Origin of the sequence: Streptosporangium sp. NPDC004379, assembly GCF_042873875.1 — a bacterium.
Classification (GTDB): Bacteria; Actinomycetota; Actinomycetes; order Streptosporangiales; family Streptosporangiaceae; genus Streptosporangium.
The window spans coordinates 349,928-375,664 of record NZ_JBIAMC010000002.1 but is presented as its reverse complement, the minus strand read 5'-3'; the positions used below and the strand labels follow the sequence as shown (position 1 = coordinate 375,664).

27 protein-coding genes and 1 tRNA gene are annotated in these 25,737 nt (G+C 69.2%); 15 read left to right on the top strand and 13 right to left on the bottom strand.

The window, feature by feature from the left end; translation table 11 throughout:
* Positions 1-17: 17 nt before the first annotated feature.
* Both ACFYSC_RS05815 and ACFYSC_RS05810 read right to left on the bottom strand, forming a co-directional pair.
* Positions 18-1,523: a potassium/proton antiporter gene (locus ACFYSC_RS05815; RefSeq protein ID WP_389957217.1), complete on the bottom strand. Its 1,506-nt coding sequence runs from the start codon at positions 1,521-1,523 to the stop codon at positions 18-20.
* A gap of 205 nt (positions 1,524-1,728) precedes the next feature.
* Positions 1,729-2,301 carry a 5-formyltetrahydrofolate cyclo-ligase gene (locus tag ACFYSC_RS05810; protein ID WP_389957213.1) on the bottom strand — a complete coding sequence of 191 codons (573 nt, stop codon included), beginning with the start codon at positions 2,299-2,301 and terminating at the stop codon, positions 1,729-1,731.
* Between the two features lie 25 nt (positions 2,302-2,326).
* Between ACFYSC_RS05810 and galU the strand changes: the two genes are divergently transcribed.
* The 6 genes from galU to ACFYSC_RS05780 all read left to right on the top strand — a co-directional run bounded on the left by galU (position 2,327) and on the right by ACFYSC_RS05780 (position 7,118).
* Positions 2,327-3,226, top strand: a complete 900-nt coding sequence (gene galU / locus ACFYSC_RS05805; RefSeq protein ID WP_389957210.1) for a UTP--glucose-1-phosphate uridylyltransferase GalU — start codon at positions 2,327-2,329, stop codon at positions 3,224-3,226.
* 8 nt (positions 3,227-3,234) lie between these two features.
* Entirely contained in the window at positions 3,235-4,422 is a 1,188-nt protein-coding gene (glp, locus tag ACFYSC_RS05800; RefSeq protein ID WP_389957943.1) for a gephyrin-like molybdotransferase Glp, read from the top strand.
* A gap of 110 nt (positions 4,423-4,532) precedes the next feature.
* Positions 4,533-4,985 (top strand): cyclic pyranopterin monophosphate synthase MoaC, encoded by a 453-nt coding sequence (moaC, locus tag ACFYSC_RS05795; protein WP_389957941.1) that lies wholly within the window; start codon positions 4,533-4,535, stop codon positions 4,983-4,985.
* Positions 4,986-5,096: 111 nt separating this feature from the next.
* Positions 5,097-5,570, top strand: coding sequence for a MogA/MoaB family molybdenum cofactor biosynthesis protein (locus tag ACFYSC_RS05790; RefSeq protein WP_362930874.1), 474 nt, complete (start codon positions 5,097-5,099; stop codon positions 5,568-5,570).
* Positions 5,571-5,659: 89 nt separating this feature from the next.
* The gene (locus ACFYSC_RS05785) at positions 5,660-6,313 is read left to right on the top strand and encodes a GNAT family protein (RefSeq protein WP_362931228.1); all 654 of its coding nucleotides are present in this window, start codon (positions 5,660-5,662) and stop codon (positions 6,311-6,313) included.
* A 124-nt stretch (positions 6,314-6,437) separates the two neighbouring features.
* On the top strand, positions 6,438-7,118 hold the full coding sequence (locus tag ACFYSC_RS05780) for a hypothetical protein (RefSeq protein ID WP_389957206.1): 681 nt from the start codon (positions 6,438-6,440) through the stop codon (positions 7,116-7,118).
* Between the two features lie 252 nt (positions 7,119-7,370).
* Here the strand turns inward: ACFYSC_RS05780 and ACFYSC_RS05775 are convergent, their stop codons facing one another.
* From ACFYSC_RS05775 to ACFYSC_RS05765, 3 genes are read right to left on the bottom strand one after another with little or no spacing between them, the layout of a single operon-like run.
* Positions 7,371-7,958, bottom strand: a complete 588-nt coding sequence (locus ACFYSC_RS05775; protein ID WP_389957204.1) for a TIGR03086 family metal-binding protein — start codon at positions 7,956-7,958, stop codon at positions 7,371-7,373.
* Positions 7,945-8,439, bottom strand: a complete 495-nt coding sequence (locus ACFYSC_RS05770; protein ID WP_389957201.1) for an SRPBCC family protein — start codon at positions 8,437-8,439, stop codon at positions 7,945-7,947. Before ACFYSC_RS05770 ends, ACFYSC_RS05775 begins: the two co-directional genes overlap by 14 nt.
* The gene (locus tag ACFYSC_RS05765) at positions 8,372-8,767 is read right to left on the bottom strand and encodes an ArsR/SmtB family transcription factor (protein WP_389957198.1); all 396 of its coding nucleotides are present in this window, start codon (positions 8,765-8,767) and stop codon (positions 8,372-8,374) included. The genes ACFYSC_RS05770 and ACFYSC_RS05765 overlap by 68 nt, the downstream gene beginning before the upstream one ends.
* 307 nt (positions 8,768-9,074) lie before the next feature.
* Between ACFYSC_RS05765 and ACFYSC_RS05760 the strand changes: the two genes are divergently transcribed.
* From ACFYSC_RS05760 to ACFYSC_RS05745, 4 genes are all read left to right on the top strand, one after another.
* Positions 9,075-9,148 (top strand) — tRNA-Ala (locus tag ACFYSC_RS05760).
* 104 nt (positions 9,149-9,252) lie between these two features.
* A complete protein-coding gene (locus tag ACFYSC_RS05755) occupies positions 9,253-9,459 on the top strand; it encodes a hypothetical protein (protein ID WP_389957195.1) in 207 nt (68 codons plus the stop codon).
* Between the two features lies 1 nt (position 9,460).
* A complete protein-coding gene (locus ACFYSC_RS05750) occupies positions 9,461-9,892 on the top strand; it encodes a type II toxin-antitoxin system VapC family toxin (protein ID WP_389957191.1) in 432 nt (143 codons plus the stop codon).
* Between the two features lie 375 nt (positions 9,893-10,267).
* Entirely contained in the window at positions 10,268-10,705 is a 438-nt protein-coding gene (locus tag ACFYSC_RS05745) for a hypothetical protein (protein WP_389957190.1), read from the top strand.
* Positions 10,706-10,712: 7 nt separating this feature from the next.
* On the opposite strand, the gene ACFYSC_RS05740 is transcribed toward ACFYSC_RS05745, so the two are convergent.
* Positions 10,713-11,381, bottom strand: a complete 669-nt coding sequence (locus ACFYSC_RS05740; RefSeq protein WP_389957187.1) for a site-specific integrase — start codon at positions 11,379-11,381, stop codon at positions 10,713-10,715.
* A 226-nt stretch (positions 11,382-11,607) separates the two neighbouring features.
* Between ACFYSC_RS05740 and ACFYSC_RS05735 the strand changes: the two genes are divergently transcribed.
* Together ACFYSC_RS05735 and ACFYSC_RS05730 are read left to right on the top strand one after the other, a co-directional pair.
* A complete protein-coding gene (locus tag ACFYSC_RS05735; RefSeq protein ID WP_389957184.1) occupies positions 11,608-12,762 on the top strand; it encodes a WD40 repeat domain-containing protein in 1,155 nt (384 codons plus the stop codon).
* Between the two features lie 551 nt (positions 12,763-13,313).
* A complete protein-coding gene (locus tag ACFYSC_RS05730) occupies positions 13,314-14,279 on the top strand; it encodes a zinc-binding dehydrogenase (protein WP_389957182.1) in 966 nt (321 codons plus the stop codon).
* A 553-nt stretch (positions 14,280-14,832) separates the two neighbouring features.
* Here the strand turns inward: ACFYSC_RS05730 and ACFYSC_RS05725 are convergent.
* The 6 genes from ACFYSC_RS05725 to ACFYSC_RS05700 all read right to left on the bottom strand — a co-directional run bounded on the left by ACFYSC_RS05725 (position 14,833) and on the right by ACFYSC_RS05700 (position 21,168).
* The gene (locus ACFYSC_RS05725) at positions 14,833-15,483 is read right to left on the bottom strand and encodes an HAD family hydrolase (protein WP_389957179.1); all 651 of its coding nucleotides are present in this window, start codon (positions 15,481-15,483) and stop codon (positions 14,833-14,835) included.
* 438 nt (positions 15,484-15,921) lie between these two features.
* On the bottom strand, positions 15,922-16,296 hold the full coding sequence (locus ACFYSC_RS05720; protein WP_389957938.1) for a tyrosine-type recombinase/integrase: 375 nt from the start codon (positions 16,294-16,296) through the stop codon (positions 15,922-15,924).
* 299 nt (positions 16,297-16,595) lie between these two features.
* The gene (locus ACFYSC_RS05715) at positions 16,596-18,176 is read right to left on the bottom strand and encodes an OmpA family protein (protein ID WP_389957176.1); all 1,581 of its coding nucleotides are present in this window, start codon (positions 18,174-18,176) and stop codon (positions 16,596-16,598) included.
* A 98-nt stretch (positions 18,177-18,274) separates the two neighbouring features.
* Positions 18,275-19,489 carry an aminopeptidase gene (locus tag ACFYSC_RS05710; protein ID WP_389957173.1) on the bottom strand — a complete coding sequence of 405 codons (1,215 nt, stop codon included), beginning with the start codon at positions 19,487-19,489 and terminating at the stop codon, positions 18,275-18,277.
* The gene (locus ACFYSC_RS05705) at positions 19,470-20,621 is read right to left on the bottom strand and encodes an MFS transporter (RefSeq protein WP_389957171.1); all 1,152 of its coding nucleotides are present in this window, start codon (positions 20,619-20,621) and stop codon (positions 19,470-19,472) included. Before ACFYSC_RS05705 ends, ACFYSC_RS05710 begins: the two co-directional genes overlap by 20 nt.
* A gap of 31 nt (positions 20,622-20,652) precedes the next feature.
* Complete coding sequence (locus ACFYSC_RS05700; RefSeq protein ID WP_389957168.1) at positions 20,653-21,168, bottom strand: ArsR/SmtB family transcription factor; 516 nt, start codon at positions 21,166-21,168, stop codon at positions 20,653-20,655.
* Positions 21,169-21,540: 372 nt separating this feature from the next.
* On the opposite strand from ACFYSC_RS05700, the gene ACFYSC_RS05695 reads away from it, so the two are divergent.
* The 3 genes from ACFYSC_RS05695 to ACFYSC_RS05685 all read left to right on the top strand — a co-directional run bounded on the left by ACFYSC_RS05695 (position 21,541) and on the right by ACFYSC_RS05685 (position 24,414).
* Positions 21,541-22,284 carry an MBL fold metallo-hydrolase gene (locus ACFYSC_RS05695; protein ID WP_389957165.1) on the top strand — a complete coding sequence of 248 codons (744 nt, stop codon included), beginning with the start codon at positions 21,541-21,543 and terminating at the stop codon, positions 22,282-22,284.
* Positions 22,285-22,495: 211 nt separating this feature from the next.
* Entirely contained in the window at positions 22,496-23,698 is a 1,203-nt protein-coding gene (locus tag ACFYSC_RS05690; protein ID WP_389957163.1) for a sensor histidine kinase, read from the top strand.
* A complete protein-coding gene (locus tag ACFYSC_RS05685; protein WP_389957160.1) occupies positions 23,695-24,414 on the top strand; it encodes a response regulator in 720 nt (239 codons plus the stop codon). The genes ACFYSC_RS05690 and ACFYSC_RS05685 overlap by 4 nt, the downstream gene beginning before the upstream one ends.
* Positions 24,415-24,524: 110 nt before the next feature.
* Here the strand turns inward: ACFYSC_RS05685 and ACFYSC_RS05680 are convergent, their stop codons facing one another.
* Complete coding sequence (locus ACFYSC_RS05680; protein ID WP_389957157.1) at positions 24,525-25,328, bottom strand: hypothetical protein; 804 nt, start codon at positions 25,326-25,328, stop codon at positions 24,525-24,527.
* Between the last annotated feature and the right edge of the window lie 409 nt (positions 25,329-25,737).

The following is a 25,737-nucleotide window of genomic DNA, read 5'->3' as shown; positions in this document are numbered from 1 at the left end:
ACGGCCGCAGCGGCGGGTCAGCGGCCGAGTTCGCCGAACCAGCCCGCCAGCTTGCCCCGGCGACTGATCGCCCTGATCCGCCGCTCGGCCGAGTCGCGGCAGGCGGCGGTGGTCACGACCAGGAGCTGGTCGTCGACCTTGATCCTGGTGGTGTCGGTGGGCACGAACGTCCGGCCGTCCCTCACGATCAGCGTGACCTGGGCGTCGGAGGGCAGCCGGAGTTCGAAGATCTCCACACCCTGAAGCTTGGAGGTCGGCGGGATCTTTATCTGGAGCAGGTCGGCGTTGAGCTCCTCCAGCGGCGCCGACTCCACTTCCAGGTCCTGCGCCTCGTCCACCTTCGACAGCCCGAGCCGCGTGGCCACGAAGGGCAGCGTCGGCCCCTGGATCAGGGTGTAGACGACCACGATGACGAACACCTCGTTGAACACGAGCTTGGCGGAGCCGTCGCCGCCCGTGCTCGCCGCCCAGGGGATGGTGGCGAGCACGATGGGGACCGCGCCGCGCAGTCCCGCCCACGACAGGAACGCCTGTTCGCGCCAGCCGAGCCGGTCCACCCGGGCGATCCGTACCAGGAAGGCGCAGACCACGATCGACAGCGGCCGGGCCACCGCGACCAGGATGAATCCGGCCACCAGGCCCGGGATGATCGCCGACGGCATCTCCGAGGGGCTGGCCAGCAGGCCGAGCATGACGAACAGGCCGATCTGCGCGAGCCAGGCCACCCCTTCGGCGAACCCCCGGGTTGCGGCGCGGTGCGGCATCCGGGAGTTGCCCATGATCAGTGCGGCGAGGTAGACCGCGAGGAAGCCGCTGCCGTCCAGGTGGACGGCCCCGGAGTAGGCGACGAACGCCAGGGCCAGCACGGCGATCGGGTAGAGACCGGAGACCGGCAGCGCGATCCGGCGCAGCGCGTACACGCCCAGGGGCCCGATGGCCAGACCGGCGGCGGCGCCCACCGCCAGTTCGACGACCACCTCCAGCAGCGCGTGCTCCACCGAGGACGAGCCCGCCGCGCTCAGCAGCACCACCGCGATGACGGTGGGGGCGTCGTTGAACCCGGACTCGGCCTCCAGGATGCCCGCGAGGTGGCGCGGCAGCGGCAGCCGGCGCAGGACGGAGAAGACGGCCGCGGCGTCGGTCGAGGCGAGCACCGCGCCGATGATCAGGGAGGTGCGCAGGTCCATGTGGAGCAGCAGGTGGACCGGTACGGCGACGGCCACGATGCTCACCCCCACGCCGACGGTGGCGAGCACCGCCGCGAGGGGGACGGCCTTCTTGACGTGGTTCCAGTTGGTGGTCAGGCCGCCCTCGGCGAGGATGACGGCCAGGGCGATCATCCCTATCTGCTGGGCGAGCTGCGGGTTCTCGAACTGCAGGCCCAGGCCGGCCTCGCCGACGAGCAGGCCGATGCCGAGGAAGATGAGAAGGCTGGGCAGGCCGGTGCGGTGGGCGACGCGCACCGCGACGATGGCCGCTATCACCACCCCTGCGCCCAGAAGAAGCCAGAAGTCGATGTCCATCTGGCCCCCTCTCCGACCTCGGGGACCATTCTGTCGTATTCGGCCGCCTCATCCGTCCCGCGCGTCTCACCGGGCCTGCTGGACGCTCTCATCCGTCCCGCGCGTCTCACCGGGCCTGCTGGACGCTCTCATCCGTCCCGCGCGTCTCACCGGGCCAGGTGGACGATCTCACCCGTCCCCTGCGGCCTCATCCGTCCCGTGCGGCTCACGGGGCCAGGTGGACGATCCCCTCCGGGGTGGCCGCGTACCGGACCGGCACGTCGTGCGGCTCGGCCGGCACGCCGTCCATCAGCTCGCCCTCGTGCAGCAGCGCGACCGTCGGCACGTTCGGGCCGACCCGGGCCAGCGCGCGGTCGTAGGAGCCGCCGCCGCGGCCGAGCCGTACGCCGGTCGCGCGGTCCACGGCCAGGGCGGGCACGATGACCAGGGCGGCGGTACGGATCGCGTCGACGCCGCGCCGGGTGTCGACCGGCTCCATGATCCCGAAGCGCCCGGGGGCGAGGGTGCCGGGGCCGTCGTACACCGCCCAGTCGAGGTCGTCGTCGTCACGCAGCACCGGCAGCATCACGGTCGCGCCGTGCTTCCACAGCGCGAAGACGAGGCCGTGGGTCTCGGGCTCGGCGCCGACGGACCAGTAGCAGGCGACCAGCCCGGCCATCTGCACCCAGGGCCGGTCGAGCAGGGCGTCCCTGATCCGGACGGAGGCCGCGTGCCGCGCGTCGCCGGGGATGGCGGTCCGCGCGTCCTCGATGGAGGACCTCAGCCTCGACTTGTCCACAGACGCCTCCGTTATGGTTTCGGTTATGACCGACTTCCATTCTGTGACCAAAGCCGTAGTCCCCGCCGCGGGGCTGGGCACGCGCTTCCTGCCCGCCACCAAGGCGACCCCTAAGGAGATGCTTCCGATCGTCGACAAGCCGGCGATCCAGTATGTCGTGGAGGAGGCCGTCTCCGCCGGTCTGCTGGACGTCCTGATGGTGACCGGGAAGAACAAGAGGTCCATCGAGGACCATTTCGACCGGGCGATCGAGCTTGAGGACGTGCTGGAGGCCAAGGGCGACGACGAGCGCCTGTCCAAGGTGCGTGAGCCCGCCGACCTTGCGACCATCCACTATGTACGGCAGGGCGAGCCGCGCGGCCTCGGCCACGCGGTGCTGTGCGCCAAGCAGCACGTGGGCGACCACCCGTTCGCCTGCCTGCTCGGTGACGACCTGATCGACCAGCGTGACGAGCTGCTCAAGCGGATGATCGAGGTGCGCCGGACCCACGGCGGCAGCGTCATCGCACTGATGGAGGTGCCCCAGGAGCAGGTGTCCCTGTACGGCTGCGCCGCCATCGAGGCCACCGCCGAGGACGACGTGGTGCGGGTGACGGACCTGGTGGAGAAGCCCCCGGCGGACGAGGCGCCGTCCAACTGGGCCATCATCGGCCGCTACGTGCTCGACCCGGCCGTGTTCGACGTCCTGGAGAACACCGGGCCCGGCCGCGGCGGCGAGATCCAGCTCACCGACGCGCTGCGCACCCTGGCGGGCCGCGGCAAGGAGGAGGGCGGCCCGGTCCACGGCGTGCTGTTCCGCGGCCGCCGCTACGACACCGGCGACAAGCTCGAATACCTGCGTACGGTGGTGAAGTTCGCCGCCGACCGGCCCGACCTGGGACCGGACTTCCTGCCCTGGCTGAAGGAGTTCCTGGCGTCTCGATGAACGATCCCATGAGAACGGTCGACGACCACCTTTCCGACATTCTGCGGACCGTGCGGACGCTCGCGCCGCTGGAGATCGAGCTCGACCAGGCGCTGGGCACCACCCTCGCCGAGGAGGTCGCCTCCCCGGTGCCGCTGCCGTCTTTCGACAACTCGGCCATGGACGGCTACGCCGTACGGGCCGGGGACCTCGCGACGGTGCCCGCGAGGCTGCAGGTGCTCGGCGACATCGCGGCCGGCAACGCCCGGACGCTCGCCGTCGGCCCCGGCACGGCCGTACGGATCATGACCGGCGCCCCGGTTCCGCCGGGCGCGGACACCGTGATCCCGGTCGAGTGGACCGACGGCGGCACCGTCGAGGTGCTGATCGACCGGCAGGCTCCCGAGGGCAACGCCATCCGCCGCGCGGGCGAGGACGTCTCCGAGGGGCAGGCCGTACTGCCGGTGGGCACGCCCATCGGCCCGGCGCAGCTCGGCATTCTCGCCGGGGTCGGCCGCCGCCGGGTGCTGGTACGGCCCCGCCCCCGGGTCGTGGTGATCTCCACCGGCGCCGAGCTGGTGGAGCCCGGCGCGCCGCTGGAGCACGGGCAGCTGTGGGAGTCCAACAGCTACACCCTGGCCGCCGCGGTGCAGCAGGCCGGAGGGGAGGGCTACCGCGCCGGGATCGTCGCCGACGACCCCGCCCGGTTCCTCGACCAGCTCGACGCCCAGCTGCTGCGGGCCGACGCCGTGATCACCAGCGGCGGCGTCTCGATGGGCGCCTACGAGCCCGTCAAGGAGGCCCTCTCGCCGCTCGGCACGGTCCGCTTCGAGCGCGTCGCGATGCAGCCGGGCATGCCGCAGGGGTTCGGCGTCGTGGGCCATGACCAGATCCCGATCTTCGCGCTGCCCGGCAACCCGGTGTCGTCCTTCGTGTCGTTCATGCTGTTCGTCCGTCCCGCGCTGCTGAAGATGCGCGGCCTGGCCGCCGGGGCCCCGTACAGCGTGCGGGGGGTGACCGCCGCGCCGCTGCGCTCGCCGCAGGGCAGGCGCTCCTACCTGCGCGCCGTGCTCGGCCGCGACGGCACGGTCACGCCGGTCCGGGGGCAGGGCTCGCACCAGCTCGCCGCCCTCGCCTCGGCCAACGCCCTGATCGTGGTCCCCGAGGACGTCACCGAACTGCCCGAGGGCTCGAACGTGGAGGTCATCCCGCTGTGAGCGGATTCACACCCGGGTTCACACCAGGGTTCACCCCCGGAGCCACTTCCGGCGCCACACCTGGGTCGGCTCCGGGAGCCACCCCTGGGTCCGCGCCCGGATTCACGCACATCGACGAGACCGGCGCGGCCCGCATGGTCGACGTCTCCGCCAAGGACGTCTCCGCCCGTACGGCGAGCGCCACCGGCAAGGTGCTGCTGTCGGCCGAGGCGGTCGCGCTGCTGCGGTCGGGGGAGGTGCCCAAAGGCGACGCGCTCGGCACCGCCCGGATCGCGGGGATCATGGGCGCCAAGCGCACCCCCGACCTGATCCCGCTCTGCCACCCGATCGCCCTGCACGGGGTGAAGGTCGACCTGTCGGTTGCCGACGACGGGGTGGAGATCACCGCGCGGGTGAAGACCGCCGACCGCACCGGCGTCGAGATGGAGGCGCTGACCGCGGTCTCCGTCGCCGCGCTCGCGCTGATCGACATGGTCAAGGCGGTGGACCCGGCGGCGGTGATCACCGACGTGCGGGTGGAGGAGAAGACGGGCGGCAAGACCGGGGTCTGGACCCGCCCGTGACCGGCCGCTCCGAGCGGACGCGGATGGACGGATCCCGTCCCGGGCGGACGCGGATGAGGGCTGGATGATCGGATGAGGGCCGGGTGACCAGGTGAAGGCTTTGGTGATCTTATGAGGGCTTTGGTGATCACGGCGTCCAACCGGGCCGCCGCGGGGGTCTACGAGGACAGGTCCGGCAGGCTGCTCGCCGAGCTGCTGGCCGAGGCCGGGTGCGAGGTGACGGGTCCGCGGGTGGTGCCCGACGGCGAGCCGGTCGAGGAGGCGCTGCGGGCCGGGGTGGCGGAGGGGCACGACGTGATCGTCACCACCGGAGGCACCGGACTGACGCCCGCCGACCTGACCCCGGAGGTGACGCGCCGCGTACTCGACAGGGAGATCCCCGGCATCGCCGAGGCGATCCGCCAGTCCACCCGCGACAGGGTGCCCACCTCGATCCTGTCCCGGGGGCTCGCCGGGCAGGCGGGGAACACCCTGATCGTCAACCTGCCGGGATCCTCGGGCGGGGTCCGCGACGGCATGGCCGTACTCGCGCCGATCCTCAAACACGCCGTGGACCAGATCCGCGGAGGGGACCACCCGCGCTGACCGCGGCGGCCCGGGCCTGCTCGCGTCGTGGTCCGGGGCGGAGAGGGGAGTGACGAGTCCGTGGCACGGCGGCACGCCTTGGGAGGATGATGGAAGGCGTGGATCGACTACGTGGCTGGCCGGTGACCCTGACGGAGGGGCCCGTGGGGCTTCGGCCGTTGCGGCTGAGAGACGTGCGCGTCTGGCGCGAGTCGCGGCTGCGCAACGCCGACTGGCTGCGCCCCTGGGAGCCGAGCAACCCCGAGACGCCCCTGTTCCGGACGGGTCTCGGCCCCTACGTCTCGATGACCGCCACGCTGCGCCGGGAGGCCCGGCAGGGGCTGGCGCTTCCCTGGGTCGTCACCTACCGGGGGGCGTTCGCCGGGCAGCTGACCGTCGGCGCGATCGTCTGGGGGTCGGCCAGGTCCGCGCAGATCGGCTACTGGGTGGACAGCGCACTGGCGGGGCGGGGCATCATCCCGACCACCGTGGCCATGGCCGTCGACCACTGCTTCTTCACCACCGGCCTGCACCGCGTCGAGGCCAATATCCGTCCGGAAAATCACGCGAGCCGCAGAGTGGTTGAAAAGCTTGGTTTCCGGGAAGAGGGCATCAGACGTCGGCAATTACACATTGACGGCGCCTGGCGTGACCATATTTGTTATGCGCTGACCGTTGAGGATGTGCCCAGAGGGCTGCTGACCAGGTGGCGCAGGGACCGAGAAGCGGCGGCGCACGGCGGCGCTCCGCACGAAGAGGTTTGAAGATCTCGCGACACACCGCATCGAATACTCGTCAAATAGTGACACGCGGTCTTACGGTGCGTGACGTGAGCACATCGAGAGCGCCAGCGGACCAGCGGCGCTTTCGTGCTGCCCGGAGGTGGCCGTGAGCGGCAGCGTCCTCCTCTATCTGGCCATCGTGGTGATGTGGCTGTGCGTGCTCGTGCCCATGTGGCTGCGCCGCGACCGGCCCGCCTACTCCGAGACCGACGCCGAGTCCGGTATGGACGCCGGGGGAGACTCCGACGTCGATGCCGACGCCGTCACCGTCGCCGGGCCGTACGGCCCGGCCGCGCGGGCGTCCGAGAACGCGGACGTGGACGTGGACGGGGGCGGTGACACGCGCGCCGAGCCCCCCGCCGGCACCGATGGCGCGGGCTCCGACGCCCCGGCCGCGGTGCCCGGCTCCGAGGCCGGGAGGCGGCGCGCCGAGAGACGGCGCCGAGCCGTCCAGGTGGCCAAGCGCAGGCGGCTGACACTGTGGTGCGTGCTGCTGCTCCTCGCCTCCGTGGTGACGGCCGCGACCCGGGTGATCCCCTGGTGGGGGATCGCCCCCTCCGTCGTCCTCCTGGGCGGCTACCTGACGGTTCTGCGGGCCGCGGTGAAGGCCGACGCCGAGCGGCGCAGGGCCGCGGCCCTGGCCAGGGCGGAGCGTGCCAGGCGCGCCCGCCGGCGTGCCGAGCTGGAGGCCCGGCGGCCGGTGGCGGAGGTCATCGACCTCACCGCGCTGCGCGACGAGCTGTTCGACCAGTACGCCGAGACACCGCGCCGCGCGGTCGGCGACTGACGCCCGGTACGCCGCGCCGTACGGCCGGCGACCGAGACCCGGTACGCTGCGGCGCGCGGCCGACGACTGAAGCCCGGTACATCGGGACGAGACGCCGTACGGCCGGCGGCTGAGGCCCGGAACGCCGGGACGTGAGCCGTACGGCCGGCGACCGAGACCCGGCACGCCGGGACACCGCGCGGTCGGCGACCGACACCGGGACGCGGCGCCGTACGGCCCCGGGCGGCACGTTCCCATCGGTCTTCGACCCGGTCAGGGCGTCCGGCTCACCGGTCCCCGCCAGAACGGGTCCCGGCCGATGAGACCCAGCATCCTGGTCTGGACGTCCGCGTCGACGGGCACCTCGACCCTGGGACCGTACTGGCCGGAGGAGCGGAGGACCTCCTCCATCGGCTCCATCTCGGCGAGGAGCCGGGCGCAGAAGTCCGGGTCCAGCCGGTCGTCCTGGCCGGTCGCCCTGGACAGATCCCAGGTGTGCATGAACACGTCGGCGGTGTAGAACCGGTCGATCGCGGTGTCCAGCGGCACGGTGCCGATGTGCGGGTTGGCGAGCTCCCGGTGCGCCGTCCCCGGGTCGTCCAGCACCGCCTGCACGCCGTCGCGGTGCGCCTGCCACGCGGCGACCGGGTCGTCGTCCACCGACGGCCCGGGAGGCAGCACGACGCCGGAGCCGGAGGCCAGGAAACCCGGGAGCCATTCGACCAGGTGACGCACGACGTCGCGGGCGGTCCAGCCGGTGACCGGGGACGGCGCGTCCCAGGACCGGGTGCCGCGGACCCGGTCGGTGAACAGCCCGGCGACCTGCCGGTGCCGCTCGGCCGGGTGATCAGACAGTGCCATCGGCGAGCATCCTCTCCAGCTTCGCGTGTCCCTCGTTGACACCGACCTCCATGCCGCTGCGCAGCCACGCGTCACGGCTCTCGAAGCTGTCGACCAGCGACTGCGTCCGCAGCCGCGTACGGCCGTCGCCCAGGTCCTCGAACCACAGCGTCTCCAGTGCGACTCCGTCGGGGTCGCCCTCGAACGTGAAGGTCTGCACGATGCGGTCCGGCCGTACCTCGTGGAAGCAGCCGTGGAACCAGTACTCCGTGTTCCCGTCCGTGTCCTCGCGCGCCGAGACGTACCGCCAGCTGCCGCCGGTACGCGCGTCCCAGTGCTCGATCCGGGTGGCCATGGCGTCGGGACCCACCCACCGGGCGAACAGCGCGGGATCGGTGTGGGCGCGGAACAGCCGTCCAGGTGCCGCGGCGAAGTCACGCGTCATCCGGATGACCGGCAGCCCCGGGTCGGCCTCGATGACCGTCTCCTTGATCATGTTCATCCTCGTCTCCCTCCATCTCCGCCAGGACGGCGTCGAGGCGGTGGTAACGCTGCTCGACACGGCTTCGGTGGCGCTCGATCCAGGTGTCCATCAGGTCGAGGGCATCGGTCTCCAGGCGCACCGGCCGGGGCTGCGGCCCCGGCGGCCGGCTGACGAGCCCCGCGTCCTCCAGCACCCGCAGGTGCTTGTAGACGGCCTGCAGCGACATCCGGTACGGCTCAGCCAGCCGGCTCACGGTCGCGTCGCCCTCCGAGAGCCGGGCGACCATGTCGCGCCGCGTCGGATCCGCGAGGGCGGCGAAGACCCGGGACAGCACGTCCGTGCTCATCACCTCTCCGTTTCAACCCAACGGTTGAAAGAACCCTAGGGCGTAGATCGTCTGTCTATCAACCCCGCGGTTGAAAGCACTGTTCAATGTCGCTTGTCGGGTGATCGGCGTCGACGCCGTGACGTGGCTCGCGCCGTACGGGCCGCTCCTGCCGCGCCGTAAGGCCGGCGACCGGCCCTGGGTCCGCCGCCTGCGGCTTCCCACCCTGCCGCGCCGCCCCTCCCGACCTCCCGCACGATCCCTTTGGTCTCCCCGTTCTCGGATGGCGCGAGCGGCTCCAGAAGTTTGCTAACCTAGTTCAGGTCTTGGGGATGTAGCGCAGTCCGGTAGCGCACTTCGTTCGCATCGAAGGGGTCAGGGGTTCGAATCCCCTCATCTCCACAAGACGAAAGGCCCGGTTCCAGATCATGGAGCCGGGCCTTCGACGTGCTGAGATCCTTCCAAGGACAGGGCGTGTCGAGGGCTGTCCGCCTACACTCGAAGGCATGGGTGCCATGCGCGAGGAGCTTCACCACCTGGTAGATCAGGTGCCGGAAGCAGAGCTCCGGCCGGCCTTGGAGTTGATCCGGGGCTTCCTGGAGGAGTATGAGGAGGAGAGCGAGCGGGATCTGCCGTTCTTCGCCTCGTTCGAGGACGAGCCGGACGCGTCCGAGAAGTATCGAGAGATCCTGCGCTCCCGGTCGGGCTTCTGACGTGCTCCTGTGCGACTCGGGTGTACTCATCGCGGTCGGGAGCAAGAAGGACAGGCACCATCATGCGTGCCTCGATCTGCTGCGCCGTACCAAAGGGCCGATTCTTGTGCCGTCGCCGGTGCTGGGTGAGGTGGGTTATTACCTGACGGCCCGGGTCGGTCCCGAGGCGGAGCTGAACTTCCTGAGATCCTTCGGTGGCAACGGCTTCCGCCTGGCCGAGCTTGAGGACAGCGATCTCGTTCGCATGGCGGAGCTGGCGCAGCAGTACATCGGCTTCCCTCTGGGAATCGTCGACGCGTCGGTCATCGCGGTGGCCGAGCGCTTGGGGTTGTCGACGATCGCCACGGTCGATCATCGGCACTTCCGCGCGGTGAGACCTCGCCATGTCGACGCGTTCACCCTCCTGCCGGAAGGGATCACGAGCTCCGGCTGACGGCCAGGACCGGGGCGGGACTCATGATCAGTGAAGACCGGCTGGAGTCAGCGAAAAGTCAGCGGATCCGCTGACACGAGGACGGGGCCGAGATCATCAGGTGGCACCGATGCGGCACCAGATGGCATCCGATGAACCGACCCGGCACGCCCCACCGCGGTTCGCATCGAAGGGGTCAGGGGTTCGAACCCCTTCATCTCCACCCAGGTCAGAGGCCGCTTCCGAGAGACCGGAAGCGGCTTTCTGCGTTGCTGAGTGACCAACTGAGTGACTACGGCCGTATCTCGTCCAGAGGCCCTGGTCATCGCGGGATCATGGACTCCCTCCCAAGATCCGCGCGGGAGGACGAGGCGTTGCGGGTCTGGGAGGAAGGCGATGAAGCATCGTGTGCTGCTGTGCTGGACGAGTGCCGTTCTCCTGTCGCTCCTTCCTCATTGGGGATTCCTGGACGCTGACTCAGGGATTCAGATCTGCGCTCATCTGAACACTGAGGATGGTTACCCCGGTCATGACGTGCTTGCCTTGGGCTTCGGCGCCATGGCTACGCTTCTTCCCGTCGTCCTGGTGGTGCTGACAGTGGCCATATGGCGATCCTCAGGTAAGAGGCTCCGCCTCCTGGCATGGATCGGGGCTGGTGCGGCGCTCATGACGGCCGCCTACTACGCGGTCTCGGTCGTCACGTTCTTCTCCCCCTACTGTCCCTTGGATTCGCAGGGGCTCTGGTTCGTTCTCCTGCTCTATGGAGGTATAGCCGCACTCCTCATCGCCGGTATGCGGCGCAGCCGCCGAGCGAACGCCGGTGCGCGGCCGTGAGCCGTGCTCAGTCGTGCGAGAAGATCTGGTCCATCGCTTCGGCCCCTTCCAGGAGCATCGGCCGGAGCTGCTTGCGGTAGACCGTTTCCGTCACTGAGGTGTTGCGGTGGCCCACCAGGCGTGAGATGGCCTCGATGGACATACCGGAGTCCGACAGTAGTGAGACGAAGCTGTGGCGCATCTCCCGAGGCGTCCACTCCTGAGCGTTCAGGCCGGCCTTCTTGAGGACGGCCCGGAACGAGCGGCGGACGTTGTGGGAGTCCAGTTCCGTGCCGACCTTGGACGCGAACACGAGGCCGTTGTCCTGCCAGCTCGCGCCCGCCGCCTTACGGGCCACGTCCTGACGCTCACGGTGGAGCTTGAGCGCGTCCACACACCGTCTCGGCATGGCCAGCGTGCGCCGGGACCTGCGGGTCTTGGTGTCGCCACCCTCCCGGACCGAGCGCCAGACCATGATGGACGGCGGATTGCCGTCGAGGTCGACATGGGACCAGATGAGCGCCCGTAACTCTTCCGTCCGTGCCCCGAGCAGCAGCGACAGCACGATGTAGGCGTGCAGCGCCGTGCCCTCGGACGCCTTGAGTACGGCTTCGGCCTGGTCGTGAGTCAGCGACTTCGACGGCCGCTCCTCCCTGCCCTTGGGGATCTCGCACAGCAGCACCACGTTCCGCTTCACCTTGTCGCGAGAGGGCTTCGTGGCCGACAAGGACCGCTGGCCGACGGAGAGATGAGCGGCGACGGTATCAGACCGGACTGGACTCGTAGGTGCTTTCCTCTTCCTGCGACGTGAATGCGGTGACTAGTCTGACGGCCGTCAATGATCGACATGGATGTCACAGTGGGCGTCGGGATAAGAGGTAGATATGGCAGTGGGTCGCAGGCCGCGGGTCAGGCTCAGGTCCTTGGCGGTCGCGACGGGTGTGCTGCTGGCGCTCGGTTCGTTGAACCTGTCGGTAAGGAGCGCGGCATTCGGGTTTGATTCCTCAATCGGCCGGCTGTCGGCTTCTGCGGCGAAGAAGCTCTCGTCCTCGGCCGAGGTCACTCCCTTCGGCACTCCGGTTGACGATCCCCTCAAGGGACACACTGGCGCTGTGACAGCGGTGGCTGTTGGCAAGCGTAGCGATGGTACCCCGGTCATCGTCTCCGGCAGTCGCGACAAGACTGTACGGATCTGGAACCTGGACACCGGTAAGCCTATTGGAAAGCCTTTGAAGGGGCATGCCAAATTAATTTATAGCGTAGCGATAGGTAAGCGCAGTGATGGCACTCCGGTCATCGTCTCCGGCGGAGACGACAGCACTCTGCGCATGTGGAATCTGAATACCGGGAAATCTCTTGGTCGGCCTATCGTATCTAAGCGCGATATCATGTGGGGAGTATCAACGGGCAAGCTTCGTGATGGCACTCCGGTCATTGCCGCCACTGCGGGGGGAGTGTCATCAGTCGTCGGCCTGTGGAACCTGAACACGGGTAAATCCATCAAGAGATCCTTCACGGAAGTCTTCACCACTGCTACCGAGGTGGTCACCGGCAAGCGCAGCGACGGCACACCTGTCGTCGTCACTGGAAACACCTCGGGCGAGGCACGCGTCTGGAGTCTGGAGACGGGGAAGCCCGTCAGCAAGTCTCTTGCCGGATGCGATGACTGCCAAGTGCGAGCTTTGGCGATGGGGAAGCGCCGTGACGGCACTCCGGTTGTTGTCTCTGCGTACTCCCCGGGATGGCCTTTCAAGGAGGGAGATCTTGGTGGCAGGATCCGAGTTTGGAACCTGAACACGGGAAAGCCTGTCGGAAAGCCCATCAAGGTTCAGCCCAACGGATTTTCGGATATGACGGTGGGACGGAGCGGCGATGGCTCGTCCGTCATCGTCTACGGTGATGACTACGGCAACGTGTCGGCGTGGGATCTGGATACCGGAGATGCGGTTGGGGAGCCCTTCGACAGCCGCTCCGGCACGGTCTTCGGTTTGGCGGCCGGAAGGCGCAGTGATGGCACTTCAGTCATCGTCTCCTGCGGCAGAGACAAGACGATACGGATCTGGAGTCTAGGATCATAGATGATCTTGCGGGATGGGTTGGCTTGACCTGGCACCGGAAGAGCGGGTCGGCGGAGAGCTGAGTGACCAACTGGGTGACAACGGCCACGGACGGGGCCGGACGGCCGCGGACAACGAGGGACCGTCCCCGCAGCTCAGACAGCGCATAGGCCAAGGATCCGGCCCCTGCGAAAGGCTTCACATCGAAGGGGTCAGGGGTTCGAATCCCCCTCATCTCCACCAGGACGACGAAGGCCCGACTCCAGAACTTGGAGTCGGGCCTTCGTCGTCCTGGAAGGAGTAGAGCCGGTCGGCGGAGAGGGCGCCCTGAAAGGTCGTCCTCAGTGAAGAGCTTTTTGGCCGAGCATCCTGCTTTCCGGACTGAGTGCTGGGGCTCCGGCGGTGGCTTGGCTGCCATCGACAGAGGCGTGGTGGGCGGGTGCGGCTCATCTGAGATGATTCAGGGTCGTATGACGTAATTTGTGATTATTTGACCTCAACTTCGGTTGAGGGTGAAGAGTGCTCTGCGTCGGTGTCGGACAAGCTGAATGCAGGGGGCGGCTGAAGTGCGAGTGGTGCAGGTGGCGCGTTTCGGAGGTCCCGAGGTTTTGGTTCCGGGCGAGGTGCCGGACCCGGTCGCCGGACCGGGACAGGTGGTGGTCGACGTATCCGTCGCCGGCATCACGTTCGTCGAGACGCAGATCCGGCGGGGTGCCGACAAATGGCACGACAGGCCCGTCCTGCCGTACGTGCCGGGCGGTACGGTGGCCGGTCAGGTGGGTTCGGTGGGGGAGGGCGTGGATCTGATCTGGTCCGGACGGCGTGTCATCGCCGAGGTGGGGGAGACCGGCGGCTTCGCCGAGCGCGCGGTGGCCGTGGTGGAGGATCTGATCCCGGTGCCGAATGGGCTGGGGTTGCCTGAGGCCACCGCTCTGCATACCGACGGCAGCACCGCACTGGGGCTGGTCGAGGGAGCCCGGATCCTTCCCGGGGAGTGGGTGCTGGTCGAGGCGGCAGGTGGCGGTGTCGGCACTCTGTTGGTGCAGTTGGCTCGGGCGGCAGGCGCCAGGGTGGTGGGAGCCGCACGCGGTGCACGGAAGCTGGACATGATCCGTGGTCTGGGCGCAGATGCCGCGGTCGACTACTCGGACCCCGATTGGGCGAAGCAGGTACACGAGGCGACCGGTGGCGCGGGTCCTGATGTGGTGTTCGACGGGGTCGGCGGAGCGATCGGCCGGGCCGCGTTCGAGGTGACGGCGGTCGGCGGTCGCTTCTCCATTCACGGTGCTTCCAGCGGTCAAGTCACGGAGATCGATCCTGCCCAGGCGCAGCGGCGTGAAGTCGAGGTGATCGGGATCGAGCAGCTCTTCGGTTTCGGGCCGAAGATGCGGGGCTGGGCCGAGCGGGTGATGTCGGAGGCGGCGGCGGGTCGGATCCGGCCGATCATCGGACAGACTTTCCCCCTGGAGCGTGCTGCGGACGCGCATGCCGCGATCGAGTCACGAAGTGCCCTGGGCAAGACTCTCCTGCTGATCTGACGATGCTTGGCGCGGTGTTCCCCGTGGTCAGGATCATCTCCGGTCGATAGAGGCCGGAGGGAGTCAGCGAAAAGTCAGCGGACCCGCTGACACGGGAGCACAACCGAGATCGACGGACCTCATCGTCGTGGCACCTGACAGCACTGGATGGCATCCGGCGACCAGAAGCGGTACGCCCCACCGCGGTTCGCATCGAAGGGGTCAGGGGTTCGAACCCCTTCATCTCCACCCAGGTCAGAGGCCGCTTCCGAGAGACCGGAAGCGGCTTTCTGCGTTGCTGAGTGACCAACTGAGTGACTACGGTCCATCCATCAGGCCCGTGCCCTTCCGGGTTTCGCAAAGTCCAGTGGTGAGGTATCTCAGCGGTGAGCGATTCCAGCCACGTGACCGTGTGGGTCTTCCTGGGAGAGAGTGCTCAATGGGATCCGCCTGGTGATCATGTTGGAGTCCTGGCGAGTGGTTCGGGTCCTGCCTCGATATCCCGACACGGCGGCAAGCGCCAAACAGTGGGAGGTCGCCGTCATGAACAGTCCAAAGGCGCTGACGGGGCTCTCTACTGAGCCAGGAGAACGGCGATCGCCTCGGCGGCATCGGCAACGACGTAGTCAGGCTTGTTGATCTCATCCAGCCATTGGCGGCCGCGATCGATCCAGATCGTTCGCAAACCAGCGGCCTGTCCGCCTCCGATGTCTGCTGCCGCGCTGTCACCGATCATCCACCCGCCCGCCGCCAAGGTCATGCCGCATCGCTCAGCTGCGATCTCGAACAGCTTCCGGTCCGGCTTGCGGACATCCTCCGCCCCAGAGATCGCCCACCCGTCGACATGCTCAGCCACACCACTGCTGGTGATCGTCGTGAGTTGCACATCAGCTAAGCCGTTCGTGACCAGACCGACCTTCCAGCCCGCTCGCCGCAATCGGACGAGTGCGACCAGGGTACTCGGACCGGCCGGGATCAAGGTCGGATGACGGCGACGATACTGAGCCCACAACTCCACAACCGAGTCGGACAGCGAGAACCGCTCCCGGAGCTGGGAGAAGAAGGTTTCCTTAGTGACGAGGCCATCCCCGTCTGCCTCCACGATCCACTCGACTTCGCCTGCGTTAAGCTCGCGCGTTTCGCAGAATTCCACGGCCCATAGGCGCAGCCCTTCAGCACGGTCCACGAGCGTGTTGTCCAGGTCGAAGAGCGCCAGTCGTTGCATGATGGATCAGCCTATCCACCAGTGCCTCTTGACCAATCAGTCACTTCTGCCAGCCATCAGGACGATCTGACCCCTCTTGCGGGTTCGAGCAAAGTGCAGATAAGCACGTCCGGTCAGAAGAGTTGCTGTTGTGCGGCCTGGGCTACCTCACGAAGTGGACGCCCGACGATCCCCGGCATCCTCGCATTTCCGTACCACCCGGCTGGTACGAAGTGGAATTCCGCGGACACCTCTTGGACCCCGACGACCCTGACGACGCCGCCTACGAGTTCGTCCTGAGCGGTCCGGCCGGTGCCCGGCCCACGTTCCATGCCCACCTCAACCACGGCCTCAATCTCATCGAGAACGACTGATCACACCGGATTCATTCGTCTGGGAAGAGACAACCCGGCGAGATGGATACTCTCGCCGGGCTTGGATCTACGTCAGAGTGCTGGGCTACAGGTCGGGAAAGAGCTTGTTCATCGCCTCGGCCCCTTCCAGGAGCATCGGGCGGAGTTGCTTGCGGTAGACCGTCTCCGTCACTGAGGTGTTGCGGTGACCGACCAGACGGGAGATGTTCTCCAGCGGAATGCCGGAGTCGGATAACAGCGAGACGAAGCTGTGCCGCATCTCTCGGGGCGTCCATTCCTTCTCGTTCAGGTCGGCCTTCTTGAGCACGGCCCGGAACGAGCGGCGGACGTTGTGAGAGCCGAGTTCGGTGCCGACCTTGAAGGCGAAGACGAGGCCATTGTCCTGCCAGCCGTCACCTCGGAGAGCGCGGAGCCGTCCGGGCCGGTCGAGGTGATCGGCCGCACGTCGACCGCACCCCAGCGCAGCTTCCGCGAGACCCCGCCGTCCGGGTCAGGGACGTCGAGCCGTACCAATCCACTGCCGCTCCAGCAACGACAGATACCGACTGGAGCGAGCCTCCTCCGCCACGCGGGCCGGCGGCAGACCGCCGTCCTCCGCCCGCCATCGATATCCCGTCTTCCGGCCGATCCCCACGATCCGGCACGCCTCGACCGTGCCCACACCGTCCAGGATCAACTGCCAGTACTGCGAATCCAGGTCGAGCCGCCGCTTGGACGCCGTCTCGTACTGACCCCACCGCCAAGATCTTCAGGACGCTCCTAGCGCGAGATGGGCACGTTTCTGATCGTCCCGAGATCCTTCACGTCGAAGGTCATCGACGTGGTGCCCTCCGGCGGCGCGGGAAAGTAGATGTAACCGCGCTGCGTGGAGCCGGCGGGAATCGTCGTGACCCCGTTCTGCAGGAAGTACGACTCGCTCGTCCGCGTGCTGAAGTACCGCGCCTTGGTGGCCTCGTCCACGAGCGTGATCGCACTGAACGGTGACATCGCCACGTACTCGTGCGCGAACACCGCGCTGAACGGCTGAGGCACGGGCACGACGAACGTCTCCTTGTTCGTGTTCTCGATCTCGAAGGGCGCGACCAGGAGCGCCCCGTCCCGGTAGAGGGGATGCACATCCAGCCGCAGCTCTCCCCGGGTCAGTGACCCGACCACGGGCCCCAGGTCATTCCCTCTGAACGGCGCGGGCTCGGCGGCCACCGTCGCACCCCTCGTCGCCGAGGGCGACAGGGTGACCGTCATGTCCGGGGTGCGGTTCTTCACCTTGTAGGAGATCTCCACCCGGCGGTTGCGTGCCCTGCCCTCGGGGTCGTCGCCGCCGTCCGGTCTTTCGTTCTTGGCGATCGGCTCGTGCTCGCCCTTGCCCGTGGCCCGGTACGTGTAGTCGACCCCCAGCATGCGTGCCAGGTAGTCCCGGACGGCCTTCGCCCGCCGTTCCGACAGTCGCTGATTGTAGGCGTCCTCGCCCTTGCTGTCGGTGTGTCCCTCGATCTCGATGGGCGGCTTGGCGGGATCGGCGCGCTCCCGCGTCTCCTGGGCCGCGTCCCGCAGGATGGACGCCGCCTTCGGCGAGAGAGTGGCCTGGTCGAAGGCGAACAGCACGTCAGCGCGCAGGGCGATGGTCTCGTCCTCACCCTGCTGCGTGACCGACCTCTCGGGCGTCTCCACGTACTCCTGTACGTCGGCCACATAGGACCAGGCGTCGGCGGTCGGCGGCGTCACCGGCCACTGGAACACGCCTCCCGGCTCGGCCTGGCCCTCCTCGCCGGGCCTGGCGACGGGCGGTGACGCGCCGTCGGTCACGGGGATGCCGGTCAGCTCGCCCAGCCCTGCCATGGCGAGCACCGTCACCTGCTTCACCCCCGCGGGCAGCGGTGGGAAATAGACCTCCACCGGGTAGCGGGTGCCCTTCCTGAAGGAGTCCGCGGCGTAGTTCTTCCTGGTGCCGAATGCCTTCTCCCCGTCCTGCTCGCGCAGCGTGAAGTACAGTTTCCTGCCGACCGGGTCCAGCAGCCAGAACTGGGCGAAGTCGGTGGTGAGCGGGCCGAGGCCGAAGTCGGCGCCGTGGAAGTCGGCGGTGTTGATGGAGAGCTCCATCTTCAGAGCGGTGAGGTCGCGATGCCGTTCGACGGCCTTGATCTCCAGATCCACCGGCGCGCCCGCGCTGACCACGCCTCGGCGGGTGAACCCCTTGCCTTGCGCGGCGGTCGAGGGGACCGGCTGCGGCGACGGCGTCTGCCGTGTCGTCTCCTTCTGCTCACCGGGCGTCTGCCGCACCCCGCCCGGCGAGGGCGTCGGCGCGGCACACCCCCCGAGTACGACCATGACAGCGACGGACACGGTCAGAGCGGTGCCACGCACAACAAACCTTCCCTTCAACGAGATCATTCGCGACCGAGATCGGCCGTCAAGTCGATGCTCCCGACTGTGGCAGGGCGTCAGAACTCCCAGGCGTCGTCGCGCAGGAGCACCACCTTCCCGCCGGGCCCCAGCCCGGTGACCGTGACGTCCGAGCCGCCGACCATGAAGTCGACGTGCACGCGCGAGGTGTTCACACCCGCCGCGTCGAGCCGTGCGGGATCGTCGGTACGCAGGTGGGCGGGCACGCCCGGAGGCAGCCCGGCGCCCCAGGCCAGGTGGCAGGTGGCGTTCTCGTCCAGAAGGGTCTCCATGAAGGTGATGCCGCTCTCGCCCACCCGCGAGGAGCCGTCGACCAGGGCGAGCTCGCCCAGCCGGGCCGCTCCCGCGTCGGTCGCCTGGTGCGCGCGGACGACGTCGGCTCCGGCGCTCGCCCTGACACCGGTCACGACGCCGTCGGCGAAGGTCAGTTCCAGATCGCGGATGACCGTGCCGTCGAGGGACAGCGGCCGGGTGGCGCGGACCGTGCCGTCGACGCGCCGGTAGTCGGGAGTCGTGAACACCTCCTCGGTCGGCAGGTTGGCCTGGAACGGGCGGCCCTGGACGTCCTCCAGGCGGGCGGCGGTCCAGTGGGCGTCCGGGAGGAGGCCGATGGTCAGGTCGGTGCCGGGGCCTTCGAACCGCACGGCGTCCAGGCGCATCTCGGTGAGCCGCCGGGCGCGGTCGAGCAGTTCGACGATGCGCTGCCGCCACGCCTCGCGCGGGTCGGGCTCGTCCAGACGGAGGACACGGCGCAGGTGCCGCCACAGCCGGGCCTGGTCGGGTTCGCCGAAGACGGCGCGGGCCCACTCGGGCGTCGGGCAGGGGACGATCGTCCAGCGGACCAGGTTGTCGAGCTGGAGCCGCTGCCGGGAGGTCAGGGCCGGCATGCGGTCCAGCCCGACGCGCACCGGGTCCAGCCCGGCCAGGAGGTCGGGGGCGGCGGCGCCGCGGATGTTGACGAGGACGCCGCTTTCGCGTCCGAGCTCGTCGTTGCGGGCGTCGAGCCACGAGGGCACCTCGGCCAGGCTCGCGGTGGCGGCGTGCCGGACGCGGGATCGTTTGACGTACGGGTCGAAGTACCAGACGTCGACGTAGCGGGCGCCTCTGGCGTATGCAGCCTCGGCCAGGGCGCGGGCGAGCGGGGCATGCCCGATCTCGGCGTTGATCAGCACCCGGTCGTCCGCCAGCAGGGGCACGGCCACGTCGAACACGACGTCGGCATAGCCGGACAGGTCAGCGGGGGGAACGGTCAAGGGGGGCTCCTTCGTGTTCGCGGTGACGTACGGGCAGGAACAGCAGCGCTCCGGCGGCGGACACGACGCCCGCGAGGGCGAAGCCGCCGGCCAGGCCGAACCGGTCGGCGAGGGCGCCGAGGGCCAGGGCGGCGGTGAGGAATCCGATGTCGAAGAAGGCCGTCGTGGTGGCGACGGCGGATCCGCGTTCGCGGGCGGGCAGGCCGTGCACCGCCATCCTGAGGAATGCGGGCAGCCCGAGGCCCTGCCCGGCGCCGATCAGCGCGATCGCGCACCAGGTCCCGGCCGGAGAGGGCCAGACGGCGAGCAGGGTCGATCCCGTCCCGGTCAGCAGGAGGGAGGTGACGGCCAGGCGCGTCGGGGCGGCCGTGGCGAGCAGGCGATGTCCGGCCAGCCGGATGGCGACGAGGACGCCGCCGTAGACCAGGAAATGGAGGCCGCCGGAGCCGCCGAGCGCGGCGAGGCGCAGCGGCAGGAAGGCGCTGATGGCGGTGTAGCCCCACACGGAGGCCAGGTAGCCGAAGCCGGGTCGTAGAGCGGACGTGTGGTACAGCCGGGCCCGCCGGATTCCCGGATCCGGGCTCGCGCTCTCCGTGTCCGGGCTCATCGTGTTCGGCAGGGTGAGGCCGAGCGCCGCCGACCCCAGCGCCGCGGCCGCGGCCGTGACCCAGACTGCGGCGAACCCGGACGCGGCGTACAGCGTCTCGGCGATGACGGGCCCCGCGAGCAGGCCGGCGTTGACGGCGACGGAGAAGTGGTTGATCGCCGCGCCGGGCCGCCGGTGGTCGCCGGCCAGGGTTGCGAGGCCGACGTAGGCCAGTGCCTCACCGATGCCGGCGACGCCGCGCAGGACGAGGAAGAGCGGTAACCGCCCGACGGCGAGCAGCGCGAGGGACGTGCCGGACAGCAGCAGCGCGCCCGCGCACAGGGCCGTGCGGCGTCCGGCTCTGTCGGCCACCCGTCCGGCCAGCGGGCGCGCGAGCACCCCGGCCACCGCGGTGACGGCCAGCGAGACGCCCACCATGCCGGCCTGCCGGTCCAGCGGGCCGGTGACGTATCGCGGAACCGCCGGGATGAGCAGTCCGATCGACAGGAACGCGCCGGCCGCGCAGACGAGCAGGCGGCCGATCACCGCTCGTCACGTAGTTCGAGCAGGCGGCCGATCATCGTTCGTCACGTAGTTCGAGCAGGAGCGCGGTCATGCTGACCTTGACGCCGTCGTGCGGCGGGCCGGCCTTGTCGTGCAGGAGCGCCACGGCCTGGTCGACCAGGCCGACGATCTCCTCCCAGACGGGCCTGGCCAGCCATACCTCGGCGTCCATCGACGTGCGCTGGCGATCAATCTCAGTCAGGCGCCTGGCCAGGTCGGTGCTCATCGCCCGGTGGACGAGTTGCCGTCCCTCGGACCGGTCGAGGCGCTCGCCGCTGGACGGATCGTACCGGTACCGCAGTTGCGGACGGCCCTTGCCTGTCCGCGGCCGCTCGTCCGTCTGCTGGAGGAAGCCCGCTTTGGCCAACTGGCGCAGGTGGTAGCTGGCTGAGGCGTGCGCGATGCCGAGTTCGTCGGCGACCTCGGTGGCCGACATCGACGCGCCGGTGAGCAGCGACACGATGCGGATGCGCAGCGGGTTGGCCAGGGCGCGCAGGGGAACCAGGTCATCCTGATTTTCCAAAGACACCTTGGGATCATAATTTATCCAACAACTCTTGGGAAAGAGGCGACTCTGCGACGCGCCCTCAGGACTGGACGGCAGCGCCGGACGATCGCGGCGTTCATCTCGGAGAGCGATGATGAGGCGGGGCCGCGGCGTGGCGGGCCGAATCGCCCAAGCGGTAATGAACGGCGCAGACTTCATCGAGCGCCGCTGGAGGTCCTCGACCTTCCACCGCCGCAGCGAGCAGGTCACGCGGTACGACCTGTTCGATCGCGTTCCACACGTGCGACGGCCCGACGAGGATGCCTTGCGCCTCCTTCGGCCTCCAGCGCCTCACGGCGGACCGGGACTTCGTGTCGATCACTGAGCACGAGCGACATCCGTTAAAGTTCACGGGTGCTGCTGACGATCATTGGCGGATGCGGTGCGTGGCCGGCGGCGGGCCAGGCCTGCAGTGGTCACCTCGTGGAGCACGACGGGTTCAGGCTGCTCGTCGACCTTGGACACGCGACGGTGCCGCGGCTGCTGGAACGGGTCAGCGCCGATCAGATCGATGCCGTGTTCATCAGCCACGGACATCCCGACCACTGCGCCGACCTGAACCCGCTGTTGCGGGCGCGCACCATGCGTGATGACCCCCCGGCGGCGCTGCCGGTGTACTCGCTGCCCGGCGCCCTGGACGCGGTGCTCGCGCTGGACCGCCCAGGGGTGCTGGCCGACGCCTATGTCCTGCACGAGTTCACCGCCGGCAGCGGATTCGACATCGGCCCGTTTCACGCACAGACTCGTCTGCTGCCGCACTCGGTGCCCAATGCCGGCATACGGCTGACAGCGGGCGGACGGGTGCTCGCGTACACGGGCGACAGCGGCCCGAGTCCCGACAGGGTGGAACTGGCGCGTGACGCTGACCTGCTCCTGGCCGAGGCCACCTTCGTGAACCAGGTCCCGGAGGATTCCCGCCGTCACCTGACGAGCGCCCGTCAAGCAGGCCGGCAAGCCCGGGAAGCCGATGTCCGGTGCCTGGTGCTGACGCACCTGCAGCCAGGCACGGACACCCCGGCCGCGCGAGCCGCCGCCGGGGCCGGCTACGACGGTGAGATCGGCATCGCCACGTCCGGTCTCACCTTCGACCTTTCGTGAGCCGGGGTTTCGGGGATCGAAGAACGTTCACCGGACGCGGGCTTGGACAGGACTCCACCCGTCATCGCTGTCTCGGTTCGCCGCGCTGCTGGTCGCGCCGACGGCCGATACGGGTGTGCTGCGTGCTAGCCGGTGGTATCCCTCGGGACGGACGCGGATGTCCGACCGTGGACGGATGCCGCATGATCCGGTCAGGCGATACCTTCCCACCATGAAATGGGCTGGATGGCGGCGCGGTGGAAGGGGCGTCACCGACGTGGCGGTGGCGGTCGCCGTGGCGCTGCTCATCAGATACGCCATCGTCGATCCGCCGGGGCCGTCGTCACCGTGGCCCGCGTGGTCGGCCTGGCTTGTGGCGGCGGTCCTGAGCCTTCCCATCGCCGTCCGGCGTCGCCGGCCGCGGGCCGTGCTCGCTGTCGCGTGTGCCGCGGGCACGGGGGCGACCATGGCCGGCGCCGTCGCGGCGGGCGCGATCTGGCTGACTTTCGTGCCGACCGTGCTCGTGCTGTACCTGGTGGCCACCACAGCCTCGACCGCCTGGTCCGTGGCGGGCCTGGCGGTCTGCCTGTCCGCCGCGGTGACCGCGATCCTGATCTTCTACGCGCAGGTGTTCCCCGGTCTCGCGCTCGCGGCGGCGCCCAGTGAGCTGCCGGTGGCCTGGCCGATCGAGATCGGTACGATCGGTGTGCTCCTGACCGTCGCCTGGGCCCTCGGAACGGTCGTGCGCTGGAAGCGGGACACGACAGCCCGGCTCGTCCGCCACCTCGCCGACGCCGCGGTGACCGACGAGCGCAGGCGCATCGCCCGGGAACTGCACGACGTCATCGGCCACAGCATGAGCCTGATCGCCGTCAAGGCCACCGTCGCCAACCACGTCGCCGACGCCCGCCCGCAGGAGGTACGTGCCGCGCTGGCCGTCATCGAGCAGACCAGTCGCAGCGCGCTCGCCGAGATCCACCGGGTGCTCGACCTGCTGCGCTCCGACGGCGATCCCCGGCAGGACCCTGTGCCCGCACCCGGTATGGCCGACCTGCCCGAGCTGGCCGCCCACGCCCGCTCGGCCGGGGTCGAGGTGGAGCTGACCGTCCGGGAGGAGGCCGCCTTGCCTGCCGCGGTCGCGATGTCGGTGTACCGGATCGTGCAGCAGGCTCTGACCAATGTCGTCACCCACGCGGGGCCGACTCGCTGCGCGGTCACTGTGGGCGTCGACAGGCGGGAAGCAGTGATCGAAGTCGTCGACGACGGCCCCCGTCACGGCCGGCCGCCGCGTGCGAGCCACGGCGGACACGGTCTGGTCGGCATGCGGGAACGGACCAAGATGTACGGAGGCACGTTCAATGCGGGGCCCCGGCCGGCAGGAGGCTTTCACGTGTCGGCTCGACTGCCCTACGAACAGGACGGCACCGCGGCATGAGCATCGGCGACACGAGCATCGGGGCCGCACCGCACGAGTCGTCCCCACCCGTCCGGGTCCTGCTCGTCGAGGACCAGGTCCTGATCCGCGACAGCCTCAAGGTCCTCATCGACGCCACACCGGGACTGGCCGCCGCGGGCGAGGCGGGCACCGGTGCCGAGGCCGTGCCCCTGGCCCGCCGGCATCGGCCCGACGTCGTCCTGATGGACGTGCGGATGCCGGACATGGACGGCATCGAAGCGACCCGGCGCATCTACGCCGACCCCGCCTGTGCCGGCGTGCGCGTACTGATCCTCACCACATTCGACCTGGACGAATACGTGTACGCGTCGCTGCGGGCGGGTGCGAGCGGCTTCCTGCTCAAGAGTGCCACGGCGGCCGAGCTGCTGGCCGCCATCCGGGTCGTCGCCTCCGGTGAGGCGCTGCTCGCGCCCACCGTCACCCGCCGGCTCATCACCGAGTTCCTGCGGGGACCTCATCCCACCCAGGGCGTACGGGGCCTCGATGACGTGACGCCGCGCGAGCGCGAGGTGCTCACCCTTGTCGGCAGGGGAATGTCCAACGCCGAGATCGCCGAGCATCTGCACCTCACCGTCGGCACGGTCAAGACCCACATCGGCCGCCTCCTGGCCAAACTGCAGGCCCGAGACCGGGCCCAGCTCGTCATCGCCGCCTACGAGGGCGGGCTCATCGTCAACCCGCACGGCCACCGGTGACCGGCCCGCCCTTCTCCGAACGCGATCGACGACCGGGTCGTTCCACGTCCCGAGATCAGCGACAGTGCCGGTGAGCCGGCTTCCGGCCGCACCGGCACCGGTCCGGCTCATCATCCTCTCGGGCCGAAACCCGTCATGAGGACATGTACGCCGATGAGGACGGCGACCCAGATCATGGCACGCCTGGTCGGCGGGGGGCCGCCGCGCAGCAGCGAGACGCCCAGGGGGATGAAGGCGATGCACAGACCGCCCACGGCGATGAAGGACTGTGGTTCGGTGCCTTTGAGCGTCCCGAGCGCGAGCGCAGGCATCAGGCCGAGTGCGATCGAGCGGCCCGGCCCCAGGGCACCGGAGCGGTAGGCGCCGATGGCCAGCACGACCCAGCCGAAGAAGGCCGGCCCGGACATGGACCTGAACGGGTGCCAGACCGTGTCCCGCCACGCCAGGTAGTAGCCGTCGATGCCGGTGAGCATGGTCTGCAGGCCGAGGACGTCGGTCAGGTGAAAGGCCAGGTGATCGGTGCCGAACTGGAAGGTCCGGGTGAACAGGCCGACGATCACCAGGCAGCCGCCCCAGATTCCCCACAGCGGGTTGGTGGCGGCGATCCTCTGTGCCAGCGTCATCACCGCCGGCCACAGCAGCACGAACCCGCTGGCGAAGCAGGTGTAGGCGGCGGTGATGAGGGCGGGATGCTGGGTGTAGGCGGTGAGCTGGTAAGGGACGAAGTAGTAGAACGGGGAGCGCAGGAGGGTCCCGGCCATGATCAGGCTGGGGCCGCCGATCAGCGAGATGGCGCTCACCCATCGACCGGGAAACGGGGGTTGGCGGTCCAGGTTGGCGGAGGCGTTGGCGGCCCGCCGGTCCGCGCCGGCCCGCCGCCATCGCGTGATGCGCCCGCCAAGCTCAAGCTTCATGGATTGCTGCCTGTCCTGTCCTTGTTGGTGCGCCCGGACCGGTATGTCGGGGCACGCCAAAATGGTGAGGGGTGATGCGGGGGGCGCGCGTCTGGCTCGGGTCGCATCTTGGTGGGCAGAAACGGGCAGGTGGTGCGACCCCAGACGGATGCGCATGTCCCACCGTGGGCAGATGCCGAGTGGTCCGTTGAGGCGATGACTTCGCGTCCTGGAGGTGCGTGGCGCGGGAAACGATCGTCTTCGGGCCGGGAAGCGATCTTTCGGACCCGGGCTTCCTCCCAGGCCGGACCTACTCGTGAACGCCCCACAAGACGAAAGGCCCGGTTCCAGATCATGAGGCTGGGCCTTTTCGCTGTTCAGGGGTGTGCGGGTCGTCGGTGGCCGGGATCGTGTGGCGCGGTACCCGCTG